The following is a 15,988-nucleotide window of genomic DNA, read 5'->3' on the forward strand; positions in this document are numbered from 1 at the left end:
CTTTTGCTCGGGTGGGGGTTATGGAGCGCTTACGTTATAGCCGCTTTCGGTGCAGCCCAGGCAGCGCACGAAGGCGGATTTGCCTGGTTCAACCACCAAGGCTTGGCCGGCCTTGCCGATATTGCCGCCACCGGCGGAAAACGGCAGGGTCAGCACAAACACCCCAGCCCCCACCACCGTCGCCGCAATCAGCAGCGGCCGGGCAATCAGCAGGTCGCCGATCATGGCGAACGCCGCCGGGGTTTCCGTTTCGTACAATGTCCCGCCCGCAGTGTTTTGCTGGGCGCTGGCGGGCATGGCCAGCACAGCAGTAGTGAGTGCCAATACAGCTGCGGTTGAGCGAAACAGTTTCATGGGACGGTCCTTTATTATTGGTCAGCAGTACCGCTAACTATATCAGCGCTTATGGGCCTGTCAGCGTGATCGCCGTCAATCGCCGTGAAAGGCGTATTCAGGCTTTTTCGGGATAAAGGCACGGTAAAAGTTAAATATTTCTTTTAAATCAGCTTCGGTATCCCCGCTGGGATAAAACGCCGGGCCCAACACAATGCGTTTATTAAAGTAATCCAAAGCGCCTAAAACAATCGGCACACCGGCGCGGTGGGCAATATGGTAGAAGCCCATCTTCCAGCGCTCGACTTTTTTACGGGTGCCTTCCGGCGACAAAATCAGCACAAACTGCTCGTGCTCGGCGAAGGCTTGCACCGCCTGATCGACCGTATTGCCTTGACGCTCGCGGCGGATGGCGATCCCGCCCCAGCGGCGCAAGATGCCGCGAAACGGCCAGCGAAAGATTGTGTGTTTACCAAACCAACGGGCGTTAAGGCGCAAGATAAACTTGGCGGCGATAAACAGGACGAAGTCCCAGTTAGAAGTGTGATGGGCGCCGATCACAATAAACTTATCGACCTTAGGTAACTGCCCCTCGATGCGCCAGCCCATGATTTTCATCACCATATGGCCGAGCCCTTCAGCCAATGGGTTACGCGGCAAATAATTACCGGACATCTTTACCTCTTTATTCTTATAACGCCCACTTAATGCGGGTCATTTTATTCTGTTGGCAGTTTGCTTAGCGTTGACAGCGCCCACAATAAACACTGGCGCGCTGGCCCAGTTTAACTTCGCGCAGGGTACTGCCACAGACTTTGCAGAACTCCCCGCCGCGCCCATAGACAAACAACTCTTGCTGGAAATATCCCGGCTGCCCATCACCGCCGACAAAGTCGCGCAGCGTGGTGCCGCCGCGCTCAATAGCGTGCGCCAGAATGCGTTTGATCTCCTCACCGAGCTTCAGGTAACGCGCCCTAGACACGCTGCCGGCCTCGCGGCGCGGATCAATACCGGCGGCAAACAAGGCCTCGGTGGCGTAGATATTACCCACCCCGACCACCACGGCGTTGTCCATGATAAACGGCTTGATTGCCATCGACCGGCCCCGGGACATGCTGTACAGGCGCTCGCCATCAAACAAGCCGCCCAAGGGCTCCGGTCCTAGCTTGCTGAGCAGTTCATGCTGCAGCGGCGCGCTGCTCCACAACAACGCACCAAAGCGCCGTGGGTCGGTGTAGCGCAGCGCCAAGCCGGACTCCAGCTCGATATCCACATGCTCATGCTTGGCCGCCGGTGAGCCGCTCTCAACCAGGCGCAAGCTGCCCGACATGCCCAAATGGCTGATCAAACTGCCGCTTTCGGCTTTGATCAGCAGGTACTTGGCGCGCCGCTCCACGGCCTCGATGCGTTGCCCGGACAGGCGAATGTCCAGGTCTTCCGGGATCGGCCAGCGCAGGCGGCGCTCGCGCACGATCACGCGGTTAACCCGCTGGCCGATCAGGTACGGGCTGATGCCGCGGCGGGTGGTTTCGACTTCTGGCAATTCAGGCATAACGGCTCTTCAATGGTGGGCAAGGAGCGAGGGCCAACCTTAGCAGTTCTGGCCCGGTGTCTGCCAAGCTGAAGGCTTAGTGATTCTGATCGCGAATGCTTTCGCGCAGGTTCTCGAAGTCGTACTCGGACAAGCCCACGTACTCCAACACAAACTGCTCAATGCACAGCCATTCGTGGTCCTGCTGTTGCGCGCCGAGAACGCGGTGACTGCTGCATACGTGCTCAGCCATCTTCAAAATCGCCAGCAGGGTTTTCAGCTGCGCATCACGCCCCGACTCATCGGCGAAGATGGCCAAGGCATTGTGGTGGCTGGCAATCGCCTCACACAGGTGCAGCGGCAAACGCCAGGACTTCGCCGTGTAATACCCGACCACCGCATGGTTGGTGTTGAGCAGGCGGTTTTCCGTGTCCACCACGCGGCACTCGTCACCCGCCTCGGCGTAGGCCTGCTCCAACACGCTCATGTAGTTGGGGAAGCGCTTGATCATCAAAGGGATGCCACAGTTGTGGAACAGCCCCAAGGTGTAGGCCTCATCCGGCGAGTGGTAGCCGATATGCTTGGCCAAAATCAGGCAGGCCACGGCCACGTCCTGGGCACTGTCCCAGAAGCGGTTGAGGGTGACGATGGCTTCGTCGGTCAGCTCGCCACGGATCGACTGGGCGTTGATCAGGTTGATCACCGTGTTGCAGCCCAGCAAGTTGACTGCCTGCTGAATCGAAGCGATGCGGTTGCTTAGGCCGAAGGACGGCGAGTTGACCAACTTCAGTAACGCGCCGGCCAAGCCTGGGTCCTGGCTGATCAGTTTGGCGATGGCCTTCAGATCAGGGCTGGGCATCACCTGCTCCATTTGCAAATCCACCATGATTTGCGGTTGGGGCGGCACGCTAATGCCCTGCAACACTTGCTGGATATATTCAGCAGACAGCTCTTGAGACATGTCGGACAACCAGGCGATGAAAGGCGCCAGTTTATCCAATTCAGCGCGCCGTTTCAGCTCAGTTCGCGCGCCAAGTCAGTGGCTAACCCGCTATAATTTCGCTCTTTTTTCCGGAGTTACCGAGCATGTCGCTGCCTAGCCTGCGCCTGAAAGCCAATGCCGATCGCCGCCTGCGCGCCGGCCACCTGTGGGTCTATAGCAACGAGATCGACGTCGCGGCCACCCCCCTGAACGGCTTTAATGCCGGTGACCAGGCGATTCTTGAGGCTGCCGGCGGCAAGCCGCTGGGCGTGGTCGCCATGAGCCCCAACAACCTGATCTGCGCCCGCCTGCTGTCGCGCGACACCAAGCACGTGCTGGACAAGTCGCTGTTGGTGCATCGCCTCAACGTCTGCCTGTCGCTGCGCGAGCGCCTGTTCGAGCAACCGTGCTACCGCTTGGTGTATGGCGACTCCGACCTGCTGCCGGGTTTGGTGGTGGATCGCTTCCACGACATTCTGGTGGTGCAGATCGCCTCGGCGACCATGGAGCAGCACAAAGACGACGTGCTCGCCGCCCTGATTCAGGTGTGCAAACCGAGCGGCATCTTGCTCAAGAACGACTCCGCCGCGCGTGACGCCGAAGGCCTCAACCGTTATGTGGAAACCGCCTTTGGCCTGGTGCCGGAGTGGGTCGCGCTGGAAGAGAACGGCGTGAAGTTCGAAGCACCGGTGATCCAAGGCCAGAAGACTGGCTGGTTCTACGACCACCGCATGAACCGCGCGCGCCTGGCGCCCTACGTTAAGGGCAAGCGTGTCCTCGATCTGTTCAGCTATATCGGCGGCTGGGGCGTGCAAGCGGCGGCCTTTGGCGCCAGCGACGTGATGTGCGTAGACGCCTCGGGCTTCGCGCTGGATGGCGTCGAGCGTAACGCCGCGCTGAACGGCCTGACCGATAAAGTCGCCTGCGTCGAAGGCGATGTGTTTGAAGCGCTGAAGCAGCTTAAGGCCGCTGAAGAGCGCTTCGATGTGATCGTGGCTGACCCGCCGGCCTTTATCAAACGCAAAAAAGACCTGAAAAACGGTGAGGCCGCCTACCGGCGTCTCAACGAACAAGCCATGCGCCTGCTCAGCAAAGACGGCATCCTGGTCAGCGCCAGCTGCTCCATGCACCTGCCCGAGGATGATCTGCAAAACATCCTGCTCACCAGCGCACGCCATCTGGATCGCAATATCCAGATGCTGGAGCGCGGCGCCCAAGGCCCGGACCATCCGGTGCACCCGGCCATCGCCGAAACCCGCTATATCAAGAGCCTGACGTGCCGCTTGCTGCCCAATAGTTGAGCACACGCACCTGCCGAGTGCAGCTCGGCAGGTGCTGCCCCAACAGTGTTACTTGTTCCCACAGTTAGTCCCTCCCGCCGCACCCGCCGCCTCCCCCTTTAAAGCCCAACCGCTCAGCAATGGGCTCTGCCGTGCACGCTGACAACTGGCACAGTGCTTGCGTGTATCCAGCCATGCAATAGCGTCGCGGATAAACGCTTAAGGGTTTGTCCTTGCACCACCGATTGGGGAATTCTAGGGAGAGGTATGGCTGAGCTGTCCGGGGCACAAGGGTTTCTGCAATTTACCAAGGTTAAGAAGACCTACGATCACAAAAACCTAGTGGTCAAAGACTTCAATCTCAACGTGGCCAAGGGCGAGTTCATCACCCTGCTCGGCCCCTCTGGCTCAGGCAAAACCACCTGCCTGATGATGCTCGCTGGCTTTGAAGACGTCACCAGCGGAGCGATCCTGATCAACGGCCGTAACGTCACCAGCATCGCGCCCTACGAGCGCAATATCGGCATGGTGTTTCAGCAGTACGCGCTGTTCCCGCACATGACCATCCGCGAGAACCTGGCCTACCCCCTGCAACTGCGCAAAATGGCCAAGCCGGCGATCCGCGCCAAGGTCGATGAATACCTCAAATTGATCGAACTAGACGCCTTTGGCGGCCGTTATCCGGCGCAGCTTTCCGGCGGGCAAAGGCAGCGCGTGGCCCTGGCCCGGGCGCTGATTTTCGAGCCCGATATCGTGCTGATGGACGAGCCTCTCGGCGCGCTGGATAAGAAGCTGCGCGAGCAAATGCAGTTCGAGATCAAACGCCTGCACCAGCAGTTGGGTTTTACCGTGATTTACGTGACCCACGATCAGACCGAAGCGCTGACCATGAGCGACCGCATCGCCGTGTTCAATAACGGCGTGGTGCAGCAGTGCGACGCGCCCCATGTGCTGTACGAGCGCCCGGCCAACCTGTTTGTCGCCGACTTTATCGGCGAGAGCAACACCCTCGAAGGGGTGATCGAACAAGTCGAAGAGCAAAGCGTGCAGGTGCGCCTGAAAGGCGGCGAGCTGGTGCGCACGCAGCGCGCCAACTGCGAGCAAGTCGGCATGCCGACCATGGTTTCGATCCGCCCGGAAAAACTCACCTTCACCGACAAACTCGGCGTGCAAGGCAACCGCATCCAAGCACGCTTTGCCGCCCGCCATTACGTCGGCGAATACATCCGCTATCACTTCCACAGCGCCTGCGGCAGCGAGCTGGTGGTCAAGTACCTGAACGACAGCAGCGCCCCCCAATTCAGCCCGGAACAAGAGGTCGCCTTAGCCTGGCTGGCCGAGCACAGCCAAGCCCTGGACCACCCGCACACACCCAGCAGTACCCATTAAAAACACAACAGCGAAATGGAGCATCGAGATGGCAGCATTGACCCAAGGTTTCTCCCGCTTAGCCCTCGCCACCGCCCTCAGCGCAATCTGCGCCGGGGCCATGGCTGAGGAAAGTTTGACGGTGGTGTCGTTCGGCGGTGCCTATGGCGCGGCGCATAAAACTCACATGGTTGATCCGTTTATTAAAGACACCGGCACCAAGGTGTTGATGGACAGCTACTCCGGCGGCATCGCCGAGATGAAGGCGCAGGTTGAGTCCGGCCGCATCACCTGGGACGTGGTCAGCATCGAAGCCATCGACCTGGAGCGCGCCTGCTCCGAGGGTCTGCTCGAAGTGATCGACCACAGCAAACTGCCGGCCGGTATCGACGGTAAACCAGCCGCTGAAGACTTCTTCCCCGACGCCATTGCCAGCGAGTGCGCGGTGGCCACTGACGTGTTCAGCGTGGTCTATGCCTACAACAAAAACACCATCGGCGGCGCGGTGCCACAGAGCGTAGCGGATGTTTTTGACCTGAAAAAAATCCCTGGCAAACGCGCCTTCCAGAAGCGTCCGCAAGTGGCCTTGGAATGGGCGCTGATGGCCGACGGCGTGGCTAAAGACAAAGTCTACGAAGTGCTGGCCACCGAAGAAGGCCAGGCGCGCGCCTTTGCCAAACTGGACACCATCAAGAAAGACATCGTCTGGTTCGACTCCTGGTCGCAAGCGCCGCAACTGCTCAACGACGGTGGCGCGGTGATCGTGCAATCGGCTAACGGCCGCTTCTACGATGCGATCCGCCGCGAGAACAAACCCTTCGTCATCGTCTGGGACGGCCACCTGTTCGACCTCGATGTGTGGTCAGTGATGAAAGGCACGCCGAAAAAAGACCTGGCCATGAAGTTTGTCAGCTATAGCACCGAGTCCAAACCGCTGGCCGGCATGGCCGATGTGGCTTACGGCCCGACCCGTAAATCCTCGGCGCCACTGCTGGCCGCTGACGTGGTCGCCAACCTGCCGACTGCGCACCTGGACGAAGGCATCAAAGCCAACTCGGCGTTCTGGGCTGACTATGGCGAGAGCCTGAGCGAGAAGTTCAACGAGTGGCTGCTGCAGAAGTAAGCCAAGCCGTAGCGCGGGGGCCATGCGCCCTCGCGTGTCAATGAGTCCGCTGGAGTGCTGTTTTGTCTGCCACCCTAAGCCCCGCTGAAGCCCGCCAAGCCGCCCAGAGCCACAACCGCAAACGCTGGATAGCCCTGGCGCTGGTGGTGCCGTTACTGCTGTTCGTGCTGCTGACCTTTGTCGCGCCGATTGCCAGCATGCTCTGGCGCAGCGTCTATCACCCGACCCTGACCCAGTTGATCCCGCACACCCTGGAACAACTCGCCGAATGGGATGGCCAAGGCACGCCGCCAACGCCGGTGTTGACGACCTTTGCCCGTGAGCTACACGACCTCAACCAACGGCGCCAGTCCGGCAAACTCGCTGAAGAGATCAACCGCAGCTACAGCGGCATGTCCAGCGTCGTCAAAGCCAGTGCGCGGCAAATTGGCCGTATGGCCGCCCAAGATTTAGCGGCCCAAGGCGCCCAGGCGCTCTTGGCCAGTCATCGCAACTGGAGCGATGAAAACCTCTGGCGCGCCATCGAGCGCGCAGGCAAGCCCTACACCTACGACAACTACCTGACCGCCCTCGACCTGCAGATGAGCCACGAGGGCGAGATCGAAAGCCGCAGCACGCAGATCTACCTCAAGCTGTATGGCAAGACCCTGTACATGGCGCTGGTGATCACCGCGCTGTGCACCCTGATTGGTTATCCGCTGGCCTATTACCTGTCGCACTTGCCGAGCAACCGCGCCAACCTGTTGATGGTGCTGGTGCTGCTGCCGTTCTGGACATCTTTGCTGGTGCGCACCACGGCGTGGATTGCGCTGCTGCAAACCAATGGTGTGATCAACAGCCTGCTGCTCAGCACCGGCCTTATCGAACAGCCGGTGGAGATGCTCTACACCTCGTTCGCCACCATTCTGGCCATGACCCATATCCTGCTGCCATTTATGGTCTTGCCGCTGTACAGCGTGATGCGCAGCATCGACCCCAGCTACACCCGCGCCGCGCTGTCGATGGGCGCCAAGCCGCTGCCGGCGTTTGCCCGTATCTACCTGCCGATGACCTTGCCGGGCCTGAGTGCCGGCGCGCTGTTGGTGTTTATCATCTCCATTGGTTACTACATCACCCCGGCGCTGGTCGGCGGCACCGATGGCCAGATGATCAGCAACATCATCGCCTTCCACATGCAGCGCTCGAACAACTGGGAGCTGGCCGCGGCCTTGGGCTCGCTGCTGCTCGCGCTGATTCTGCTTCTGTACTGGGTGTACGACCGCTTTGTCGGCACCAGCAATATCAAGCTGGGGTAAGCCATGGCTCATTCAACGCTGTATTACAGCTGGTCCCACCGCCTAGGCGCCTGGCTGCTGCGCGGCTGCTCGTGGCTGGTGCTGCTGTTTCTGATTTTGCCGATCCTGGTGATCGTGCCGCTGTCGTTTAACCACGAGCCGTTCTTCAGCTTCACCCAAGGCATGCTCACCTTCGAGCCCGGCGCTTATTCGCTGCGCTGGTATCGCCAGGTGTTTGAGGATGAAGCCTGGCTGCTGTCGATCAAGAACAGCTTCATCATCGGCATCAGCGCCACCCTGATTGCCACGGTGCTGGGCACCTGCGCGGCAGTGGGGCTGGCCCGTGATGAGATGCCGGCGCGGCGGCTGATCACCGCGCTGTTGCTGTCGCCGATGATCGTGCCGGTAATCATCACCGCGGCGGGAATGTTTATCTTCTTCTCGGACTTCGGCCTGTCCGGCAACTTGCTCGGGGTCATTGTCGCCCACGCCGTGTTGGGCACACCCTTTGTGATCATCACCGTCACCGCCACCCTGGCTGGTTTCGATTACAGCCTGGTGCGCGCGGCGCAAAGCTTGGGCGCGCGCCCGATGCAGGTGTTCTTTGATGTGATCCTGCCGCTGATCCGCCCGGGGGTGATTTCCGGCGCGCTGTTCGCCTTTATCACCTCGTTCGATGAGGTGGTGGTGATCCTGTTTATGGCCGGCCCCGAGCAGCGCACCATTCCGCGCCAGATGTTTTCCGGCCTGCGCGAGCAGATCAACCCGAGCATTCTGGCGGTGGCGACCTTGCTGATTCTGATGTCGATCATTCTGCTGATCACCCTTGAGTTGCTGCGTCGACGTTCCGAGCGCATGCGCAGCGCACAGATCAGCGAGTAAGTTGTTCAGCTTGAGGCTGGCCAGGGTGCCAGCCTTGTCCCCCGCCTGCGCGGCGGCCTATGATGGCCTGCAAAGCCCGGACTAGACCGCGCCATCCATAACAAACTGCCCGCCACTAAAACCCGTGCCCCATCACCGTCGTGTCGGTCGCATGGGTTTTTGCTGTGCCCTACGAAATATCAGCCAGACTGTTTTTAACTGTCGGCCCGTTTCCCCCGGAGAACGTGCACCATGGACGAGTTGAGCTACGCCCCTAATCTCTTAGTTGCTCTGTTGCTGGGCGCCATGATTGGCATCGAACGCCAGTGGCGCCAGCGCCTGTCGGTGCTGCGCACCAACGCCCTGGTCGCCTTAGGCGCGGCCAGCTTTACCCTGTTCGCCGACCTGACCGACGGCGATAACAGCCCAACCCGCGTGGCCGCTCAGGTGGTGTCCGGGATTGGCTTTTTGGGCGCTGGGGTGATCATGCGCGACGGTTTGCAGATCAGCGGCCTGAACACCGCCGCCACCCTCTGGTGCGCCGCTGCGGTGGGGGTACTGGCCGGGGCCGGGCATCTGCCGGCGGCGACCATAGTGGCCAGTTTTATCCTGCTGGCCAACGTCGCCCTACGTCCGTTGGTGAGTTTTATCAATCGCCAACCGCAAGCCCATCGCGAGCACGAGCAGCAATACGCCATCACCGTGGTCTGTCACCCCGAGCAGGAAGCGCTGATCCGCATCCGCATCACCGAGGCGGTGGAACGCATGGGCATGCGCCTGCAACGTCTGGACAGCAAAGAGTCCGACAACGGCGAGCGGGCCAAGATCAACGCCCTGCTGCAAGCCCATCAGCGTAATGATCATCAATTAGAGAACTGCGTCGGGCGCCTGACCCAAGAGCAAGGCGTCACATCCGTGCGCTGGCGCATCCAGGAGACCGAACTGTAAGGCCATCTTTAGCGGCGCCGGCCTTTCGTGCAGGCGCCGTGAAGGATTAGAATCAGCCTCTGTTGCCACACCCCAGGCGCACTTGCAGCCCGGCGGTGCCCGCGCCCATCCTGCGCACGCCCCGCCCAGCCCACGGCCAACGCCCACACGCGTTTGCCTTAGGCCCGAACCCGGCTCAACATAAGCACCCCAACTCCGTGCCTGTACCGCGCCAACGCCTGAGCGCGAGACCTGAACAGCCTTAGCAGGATTACCGCCATGCCCGATTATCGTTCCAAGACTTCCACCCAAGGCCGCAATATGGCCGGCGCCCGTGCTCTGTGGCGCGCCACCGGGATGAAGGACGAAGATTTCAAGAAGCCGATCATTGCCATCGCCAACTCCTTCACCCAATTTGTGCCCGGCCACGTGCACCTGAAGGACTTAGGCCAACTGGTCGCCCGTGAGATCGAACGTGCCGGTGGTGTGGCCAAAGAATTCAACACCATTGCCGTGGACGACGGCATCGCCATGGGCCACGACGGCATGCTCTATTCGCTGCCAAGCCGCGAGATCATCGCCGACTCCGTGGAGTACATGGTCAACGCCCACTGCGCCGACGCCATCGTCTGCATCAGTAACTGCGACAAGATCACCCCCGGCATGCTGATGGCCGCCCTGCGCCTGAACATCCCAGTGATCTTCGTCTCCGGCGGGCCGATGGAAGCCGGTAAAACTAAGCTCGCCAGCCACGGTCTGGACTTGGTCGATGCTATGGTGATCGCCGCTGACAGCAGCGCCAGCGATGAAAAAGTCGCCGAATACGAGCGCAGCGCCTGCCCAACGTGCGGCAGTTGCTCAGGCATGTTCACCGCCAACTCGATGAACTGCCTGGTCGAAGCCCTGGGCTTGGCCCTGCCGGGTAACGGCTCCACCCTGGCCACCCACAGCGACCGCGAGCAACTGTTCCTGCAAGCCGGGCGCACCATCGTCGAACTGTGCCAGCGTTACTACGGCGACAACGACGAATCAGTGCTGCCGCGCAATATCGCCAACGTCAAAGCGTTCGCTAACGCCATGACGCTGGACATCGCCATGGGCGGCTCGACTAACACCATCCTGCACCTGCTGGCCGCCGCCCAAGAAGCCGAAATCGACTTCGACTTGCGCGACATCGATCGCCTGTCACGTAAAGTGCCGCAACTGTGCAAAGTCGCGCCGAACATCCAGAAATACCACATGGAAGACGTGCACCGCGCCGGTGGCATTTTCTCCATCCTCGGCGCCCTGGCCCGTGGCGGCTTGCTCCACACCGAACTGCCGACCGTGCACAGCAAGACCCTGGCCGAGGGCATCGCTAAATGGGATATCACCCAAACCAACGACGAGGCCGTGCACACTTTCTTCAAGGCGGGCCCGGCCGGCATCCCGACCCAGACCGCGTTCAGCCAGTCGACCCGTTGGGAAACCCTCGATGACGACCGTGAAAACGGCTGCATCCGCAGTGTCGAGCACGCGTACTCGCAAGAAGGCGGCCTGGCCGTGCTGTACGGCAATATCGCGCTGGACGGCTGTGTGGTCAAAACCGCCGGTGTCGATGAGTCGATTCATGTCTTCGAAGGCAACGCCAAGATCTTCGAAAGCCAAGACAGCGCCGTGCGCGGCATCCTCGCCGACGAAGTAAAGGCAGGCGACATCGTCATCATCCGCTACGAAGGCCCGAAAGGCGGCCCGGGCATGCAGGAAATGCTCTACCCGACCTCTTACCTGAAGTCCAAAGGCTTGGGCAAAGCTTGCGCCCTACTCACCGATGGCCGTTTCTCTGGCGGCACCTCGGGCCTGTCCATCGGTCACGCCTCGCCAGAAGCCGCTGCCGGCGGCGCGATTGGCCTGGTGCAGGACGGCGACAAGGTGTTGATCGACATCCCTAACCGCAGCATCAACCTGCTGGTCAGCGATGACGAACTGGCCGCGCGCCGCACCCTGCAAGACCAAAAAGGCTGGAAGCCGGTAGAGCAGCGTCCACGCAAAGTCACCACTGCTCTCAAAGCCTACGCCCTGCTGGCCACCAGCGCCGACAAAGGCGCCGTGCGTAATAAGGCGCTGCTGGACGGCTAAAAGCTGTCTGCACAGTTAATAAAAAACCCGGCCTAAGCCGGGTTTTTTATAGGCCTAACATCAACGCTTCTGCTAACCCGATTAGCCTAAAGGCCTTTCAACCAAGCCTTTAATAGGCCTAAGCCATCCCTCAGCGCCTTCTCACCTAATGGGTTCGCCGCTTTATCTTTATAAAATTGAATAAAGCCATGAGCCTGCCCCGGGTAAACCGTGCACTCACACTGGATATTATTGTCGATTAGCTTCTGCGCATATTCCTGCGCTGCTGAGCTGAGCGGGTCTTCGCCAGCCAGAGAAACGATACTGGGGACTGCATGAGCATGGTTGGAGAAATAAGGAACTAAGCGGGGATCATTCTCTGCCACATCAGCAGGCAAATAGGCCTGGCGCGCCAGTGCGATAAAACTTTTATCCGGGAATTTATTCTCGCCATAAGTTCGCATAGATGGCGTGGCAAAGTCGAAATTAACCGCCGGATACATAAGCCACTGCGCAGCTAATTTAATCGCACTATTGTCCTCGACCAATCTACTCGCCAAATTAGCCGCTAGGGTCGCGCCTGCGCTGTCTCCTACCACCACGATCTGGCGCGTATTACCCTGCAAAGAGTCGGCTTGCTCGAACAACCACGTTAAGCCCAGCAAGGCATCATCGACCTGGGCGAAGCCATCGGACTCTGGTGCCAGACGGTATTGCACGGCAAGCACCTGCGCATTGAGCCCTAGGGCCAAAGCCCTGGCCAACACATCATGGGTGTCCAAGTCGCCAGAGATCCAACCGCCGCCGTGCAGAAATAGCACCAGTGGATAACTGGTTTGTTCCGGCTGTTGGCTGGGGGTATATAAACGGGCGGGCAATTGGCGATCGGGATTTTGCCCTGTGAGGGTCATGTTCTTAACCGCAAATAGCGCATCAGGTTGGCCAGCGAGGGGAATTAGATTTCTGTAGTTGCTGCGAGCTTCATGGGCAAAGTTGATCAGGGTTTGGTTCGTGACACTCATGCTTTTATCGTCCGTGATTAAGATCAATTGGGCGACCCACCGCCAAACTGTCGGACAATAGCCGACAACCTTCGTTCACGCTAAAAATCCATGGCAATACCATTTATTAAAAGCTCACCATCTAACTTACTTATGCAAGGCCCTTAACACTTAAATAATCTATGAAAAACGCAGCACTTATTAACGCCAATGGGTTTATCCAAAGGGTCAATACCCACTCATATAGAGTGTGTCTTAACAACTAACTTTTTACCGGCGTACAGGGCTGCCGGCATCGATGAAACTCCAGCAACCCATATACGCTTTGCTCTTAGTTCGGAGCTGACTGAAGCTGCTCCGGAATCACGATCAGCTAGTTTTTATCCGCCGTCACCGGCAACCCTTCCTTGGCTTGGGCCGCTGCGTGCTTGGCCATCATGCCGTTGAGCGCGCTCATATACTTGTCTTTGCGGTTGATCCACAGATGACTGCCGCCTTTGGCCACGTCGACATCGTGGAACAGCCTATATCCGTCACTACTGGGAGGACCGACCAACAGCGTTTTTTTCCACTGATCGATATAGATGAGGATTGCTGCAGAGTCATAGTGGTCGGCGGCGATTGGTTTGCGCGCGGTGGCAACCTATCCCAGCGCACCATTAGTGCTCTGAGCCACCCAAGTCACCACGATGTTCACGCGAGTGGCCAATAGCACTTGCCACTGGTCGCTAAATTTAGCGCCTACCCCTACCTCAACTAACCCCTATTAATTCTTTTTCCGGTGCCGCCCAAGCGCTCTAAACCGCCAGTTACGCCTCCTACACGTTGACGCCAATAGTACAAAAGGCCGGATTTTATGGCGCCTTGCCGGTTTTGGAATCAAGTTCACAGGCCCTACTAAGTCCCCACCAAAGTGTGTAGGTCGCGCCTTGGCCAGCCGCTAGGCTCAAAGCCGACAAAAGCACACCTGCGCGAAAGCCAGGTTCGCAAAGCCACCGATCTACAGCCTTTGGGCAACGACAGCGGGGTTGCCTAGAACAGCGTGATATGCGCCGCTGCGCGCAGCGTTTGCAAACCCTAGGCAGCCGCCCGGTTAAGGGATAACGGATGAATAGGTACCTGTTTCAGCATTGGCCAATGGCGATTGGCGCGGCCCCCATGGAGTCGTTGCCATGCGCGGGCTGAAATCCCCAGAGCCATTTACCTATGCCTTTGCCCAGTTGCCGATGCGCGATGAAGTGGTATTCAAATCCATCGTCGGCCTATTGGCCGGGCGCACCCAGAGCCAGTGGCAGCACGTGCAAGGCACTGAGGCGGATCTGCTGGTACTGGGTGGCGACAGGATCGCCGAGGGCAGCAGGCCCTGCACTGCCCGCGCGGTTCTCAAGGTCACCCAGCAACGCACAGACAGCAGCGAGCTGGCGGTGCACTGGCCACTGCGCGCCAATGAGGTGTTCGAGCGCTTGGAACAGATCGCCCGCCTGCTGAACCAAGCGGGCCCCGGCAGTCACGCCTTTGATCCACTGTGCAGTTACCGGCTGGCCAGTTGGCCGACGCAGGAAATTCTTGGCCAAACGCCCGCCAATCTGCGCTTAGCCACGCTGCTTAGTGCTCGCGCGTGCAACCTTGAGCAGCTCAGTGCGCGCAGCGCCGTGGAGTTGGAAGACTGTCTGCGCCTGCTGCGCAACCTGTACAAGGCCGGCTTGCTGCTTGAGCAGGTCAGCGCCAGCAAAGTCGCCACCACCCCCACGCCGCCAGGCTTTTTCGCCCGCCTGCGGGCCCACCTTGGCCTGACGGCACGCTAGGCAGACGCATTTATGAGCGAATACAAAATCCTCTTTACCGGCACCATGGGCGCCGGCAAAACCACCGCCATCAGCGCTATCAGCGAGATCCCGCCGGTTACCACCGATGTGCAGAACAACGACCCCAGCCTGCACAAAGACACCACCACCGTGGGCCTCGACTATGGCGAGCTGACCCTACCCGGCGGCGAACAACTGCGCCTGTATGGCACGCCGGGACAGCAACGGTTTGCGTTTATGTGGCAGATCCTCGCCAAAGGCGCGCTGGGCATTGTCATCCTGCTCGATCACAGCCGGCCTGATCCATTGGCGGACCTGTCGATCTACCTGAGCAACTTTGCTGAGCTGATCGCCAGCACGGGCTGCGTGGTCGCGGTGGGACGCCTGCCGCTGAGTGCCAGCAGCGCCCTGGATCAATACAGCAAACGCCTGGCCGAACATGGCCTGATTTGCCCGGTGGTCCGCGCCGACGTACGCGATAAGGCCCAGGTGCTGGGCTTGCTCGATCTTCTGTTGCTGCAACTCGAACATCAGGTGGCACCGCTATGAACCGACTCACCAGCGTTAACACAGAATTGGTTGAACGCATCCAACAACAAGCCCAGGCCGAACTCGACGAGCTGATGCAGGCCTTAAGCGGCCTCAGCGCCGGGGTGATTGCCACGGCTGATGGCTTTGAAGTGGCGGCGCAGGCCAAGGCTGGCGTCGAGGTGGCCAAGCTGGCGGCCATGGCCTGCTCGATCTCCGCGCTGGGCGCCATGGTCGGCCAAGAAAGCGCCATCGGCCACTACCAAAACGTGGTGGTCGAGGCGGACGAAGGCTATGTGCTGATCCTCGATATTCCCCATCCCGTCTATCCGATGATTCTCAACTTAGTGGCAGCTCGTAATGAGGTGCTCGGGCAAGTCCTGTATCTGGCCAAGCGCGCGGTTGCCCGCGTCGCCAAGGTCAATTAAAGCCCCGCCGGCACCGCGCAGCCACGGGGCACCTCACACAACGCGCAAAGGAGATGAACCATGGCAACACTACAAGAATCGCTGAACGCTCTGCTGCAACTGGACGGTGCCCTGGCATCGGCGGTGGTCGATGCCAACAGCGGCATGCTACTGGGCGAAGCCGGGGCAGGCGTGGATATGGAACTGGCTGCGGCTGGCAACACTGAGGTGGTGCGAGCCAAGCTGAAAACCATGAAGTCGCTGAACCTCAACGATGTGATCGAAGACATCCTGATCACCCTTGGCAAGCAGTACCACATCATTCGTCCGTTGGCCGCGGCTGAAGGGATTTTTATCTATTACGTGCTGGATAAGTCCAAGTCCAACCTGGCTCTGGCGCGGCGCAAGCTGCAAGAGGTGGAAAGCGCGGTCAGCCTGTAAGTCCGCGCAACAGCCCGCTGCCGGGCGCAT

16 protein-coding genes, 1 pseudogene and 1 riboswitch are annotated in these 15,988 nt (G+C 59.7%); of the genes and pseudogenes, 11 read left to right on the plus strand and 6 right to left on the minus strand.

What is annotated here, in order from left to right; genetic code table 11:
- Nucleotides 1-18 precede the first annotated feature (18 nt).
- From NTD81_RS15165 to NTD81_RS15180, 4 genes are all read right to left on the minus strand, one after another.
- Nucleotides 19-354, minus strand: a complete 336-nt coding sequence (locus NTD81_RS15165; protein ID WP_262183451.1) for a multidrug transporter — start codon at nucleotides 352-354, stop codon at nucleotides 19-21.
- Nucleotides 355-429: 75 nt separating this feature from the next.
- On the minus strand, nucleotides 430-1,008 hold the full coding sequence (locus tag NTD81_RS15170; protein WP_262183452.1) for a lysophospholipid acyltransferase family protein: 579 nt from the start codon (nucleotides 1,006-1,008) through the stop codon (nucleotides 430-432).
- 64 nt (nucleotides 1,009-1,072) lie between these two features.
- Nucleotides 1,073-1,885 carry a bifunctional DNA-formamidopyrimidine glycosylase/DNA-(apurinic or apyrimidinic site) lyase gene (gene mutM, locus NTD81_RS15175; RefSeq protein WP_262183453.1) on the minus strand — a complete coding sequence of 271 codons (813 nt, stop codon included), beginning with the start codon at nucleotides 1,883-1,885 and terminating at the stop codon, nucleotides 1,073-1,075.
- A 76-nt stretch (nucleotides 1,886-1,961) separates the two neighbouring features.
- On the minus strand, nucleotides 1,962-2,771 hold the full coding sequence (locus NTD81_RS15180; protein WP_262183553.1) for an HDOD domain-containing protein: 810 nt from the start codon (nucleotides 2,769-2,771) through the stop codon (nucleotides 1,962-1,964).
- 179 nt (nucleotides 2,772-2,950) lie between these two features.
- Between NTD81_RS15180 and NTD81_RS15185 the strand changes: the two genes are divergently transcribed.
- The 7 genes from NTD81_RS15185 (at nucleotide 2,951) to ilvD (ending at nucleotide 11,797) form a co-directional block, all read left to right on the plus strand.
- Complete coding sequence (locus NTD81_RS15185; protein WP_262183454.1) at nucleotides 2,951-4,147, plus strand: class I SAM-dependent rRNA methyltransferase; 1,197 nt, start codon at nucleotides 2,951-2,953, stop codon at nucleotides 4,145-4,147.
- Nucleotides 4,148-4,393: 246 nt separating this feature from the next.
- Nucleotides 4,394-5,515, plus strand: a complete 1,122-nt coding sequence (locus NTD81_RS15190) for an ABC transporter ATP-binding protein (protein WP_262183455.1) — start codon at nucleotides 4,394-4,396, stop codon at nucleotides 5,513-5,515.
- 28 nt (nucleotides 5,516-5,543) lie between these two features.
- Nucleotides 5,544-6,617, plus strand: a complete 1,074-nt coding sequence (locus NTD81_RS15195) for an ABC transporter substrate-binding protein (protein ID WP_262183456.1) — start codon at nucleotides 5,544-5,546, stop codon at nucleotides 6,615-6,617.
- A 62-nt stretch (nucleotides 6,618-6,679) separates the two neighbouring features.
- Entirely contained in the window at nucleotides 6,680-7,912 is a 1,233-nt protein-coding gene (locus NTD81_RS15200; RefSeq protein ID WP_262183457.1) for an ABC transporter permease, read from the plus strand.
- Nucleotides 7,913-7,915: 3 nt separating this feature from the next.
- Nucleotides 7,916-8,773: an ABC transporter permease gene (locus tag NTD81_RS15205; protein WP_262183458.1), complete on the plus strand. Its 858-nt coding sequence runs from the start codon at nucleotides 7,916-7,918 to the stop codon at nucleotides 8,771-8,773.
- A gap of 231 nt (nucleotides 8,774-9,004) precedes the next feature.
- A complete protein-coding gene (locus NTD81_RS15210) occupies nucleotides 9,005-9,700 on the plus strand; it encodes an MgtC/SapB family protein (protein WP_262183459.1) in 696 nt (231 codons plus the stop codon).
- A 258-nt stretch (nucleotides 9,701-9,958) separates the two neighbouring features.
- Nucleotides 9,959-11,797, plus strand: coding sequence for a dihydroxy-acid dehydratase (ilvD, locus tag NTD81_RS15215; RefSeq protein ID WP_262183460.1), 1,839 nt, complete (start codon nucleotides 9,959-9,961; stop codon nucleotides 11,795-11,797).
- 86 nt (nucleotides 11,798-11,883) lie between these two features.
- Here ilvD and NTD81_RS15220 read toward each other — a convergent pair whose 3' ends face one another.
- Both NTD81_RS15220 and NTD81_RS15225 read right to left on the minus strand, forming a co-directional pair.
- Entirely contained in the window at nucleotides 11,884-12,798 is a 915-nt protein-coding gene (locus tag NTD81_RS15220; protein ID WP_262183461.1) for an alpha/beta hydrolase, read from the minus strand.
- A 352-nt stretch (nucleotides 12,799-13,150) separates the two neighbouring features.
- A pseudogene (locus NTD81_RS15225) lies at nucleotides 13,151-13,420 on the minus strand (haloacid dehalogenase-like hydrolase); the annotation flags it as partial.
- A 307-nt stretch (nucleotides 13,421-13,727) separates the two neighbouring features.
- Nucleotides 13,728-13,813: riboswitch (cyclic di-GMP riboswitch) on the plus strand.
- Between the two features lie 136 nt (nucleotides 13,814-13,949).
- Here NTD81_RS15225 and NTD81_RS15230 point away from each other — a divergent pair.
- From NTD81_RS15230 to NTD81_RS15245, 4 genes are read left to right on the plus strand one after another with little or no spacing between them, the layout of a single operon-like run.
- Nucleotides 13,950-14,582 (plus strand): hypothetical protein, encoded by a 633-nt coding sequence (locus NTD81_RS15230; protein WP_262183462.1) that lies wholly within the window; start codon nucleotides 13,950-13,952, stop codon nucleotides 14,580-14,582.
- Between the two features lie 12 nt (nucleotides 14,583-14,594).
- Nucleotides 14,595-15,131, plus strand: a complete 537-nt coding sequence (locus NTD81_RS15235; protein ID WP_262183463.1) for a GTP-binding protein — start codon at nucleotides 14,595-14,597, stop codon at nucleotides 15,129-15,131.
- Entirely contained in the window at nucleotides 15,128-15,538 is a 411-nt protein-coding gene (locus NTD81_RS15240) for a roadblock/LC7 domain-containing protein (protein WP_262183464.1), read from the plus strand. Before NTD81_RS15235 ends, NTD81_RS15240 begins: the two co-directional genes overlap by 4 nt.
- Before the next feature lie 60 nt (nucleotides 15,539-15,598).
- The gene (locus NTD81_RS15245) at nucleotides 15,599-15,958 is read left to right on the plus strand and encodes a hypothetical protein (RefSeq protein WP_262183465.1); all 360 of its coding nucleotides are present in this window, start codon (nucleotides 15,599-15,601) and stop codon (nucleotides 15,956-15,958) included.
- The last annotated feature ends 30 nt before the right edge of the window (nucleotides 15,959-15,988 follow it).

It is taken from the genome of Pseudomonas sp. 5P_3.1_Bac2 (assembly GCF_025465995.1).
Lineage (GTDB): Bacteria > Pseudomonadota > Gammaproteobacteria > Pseudomonadales > Pseudomonadaceae > Aquipseudomonas.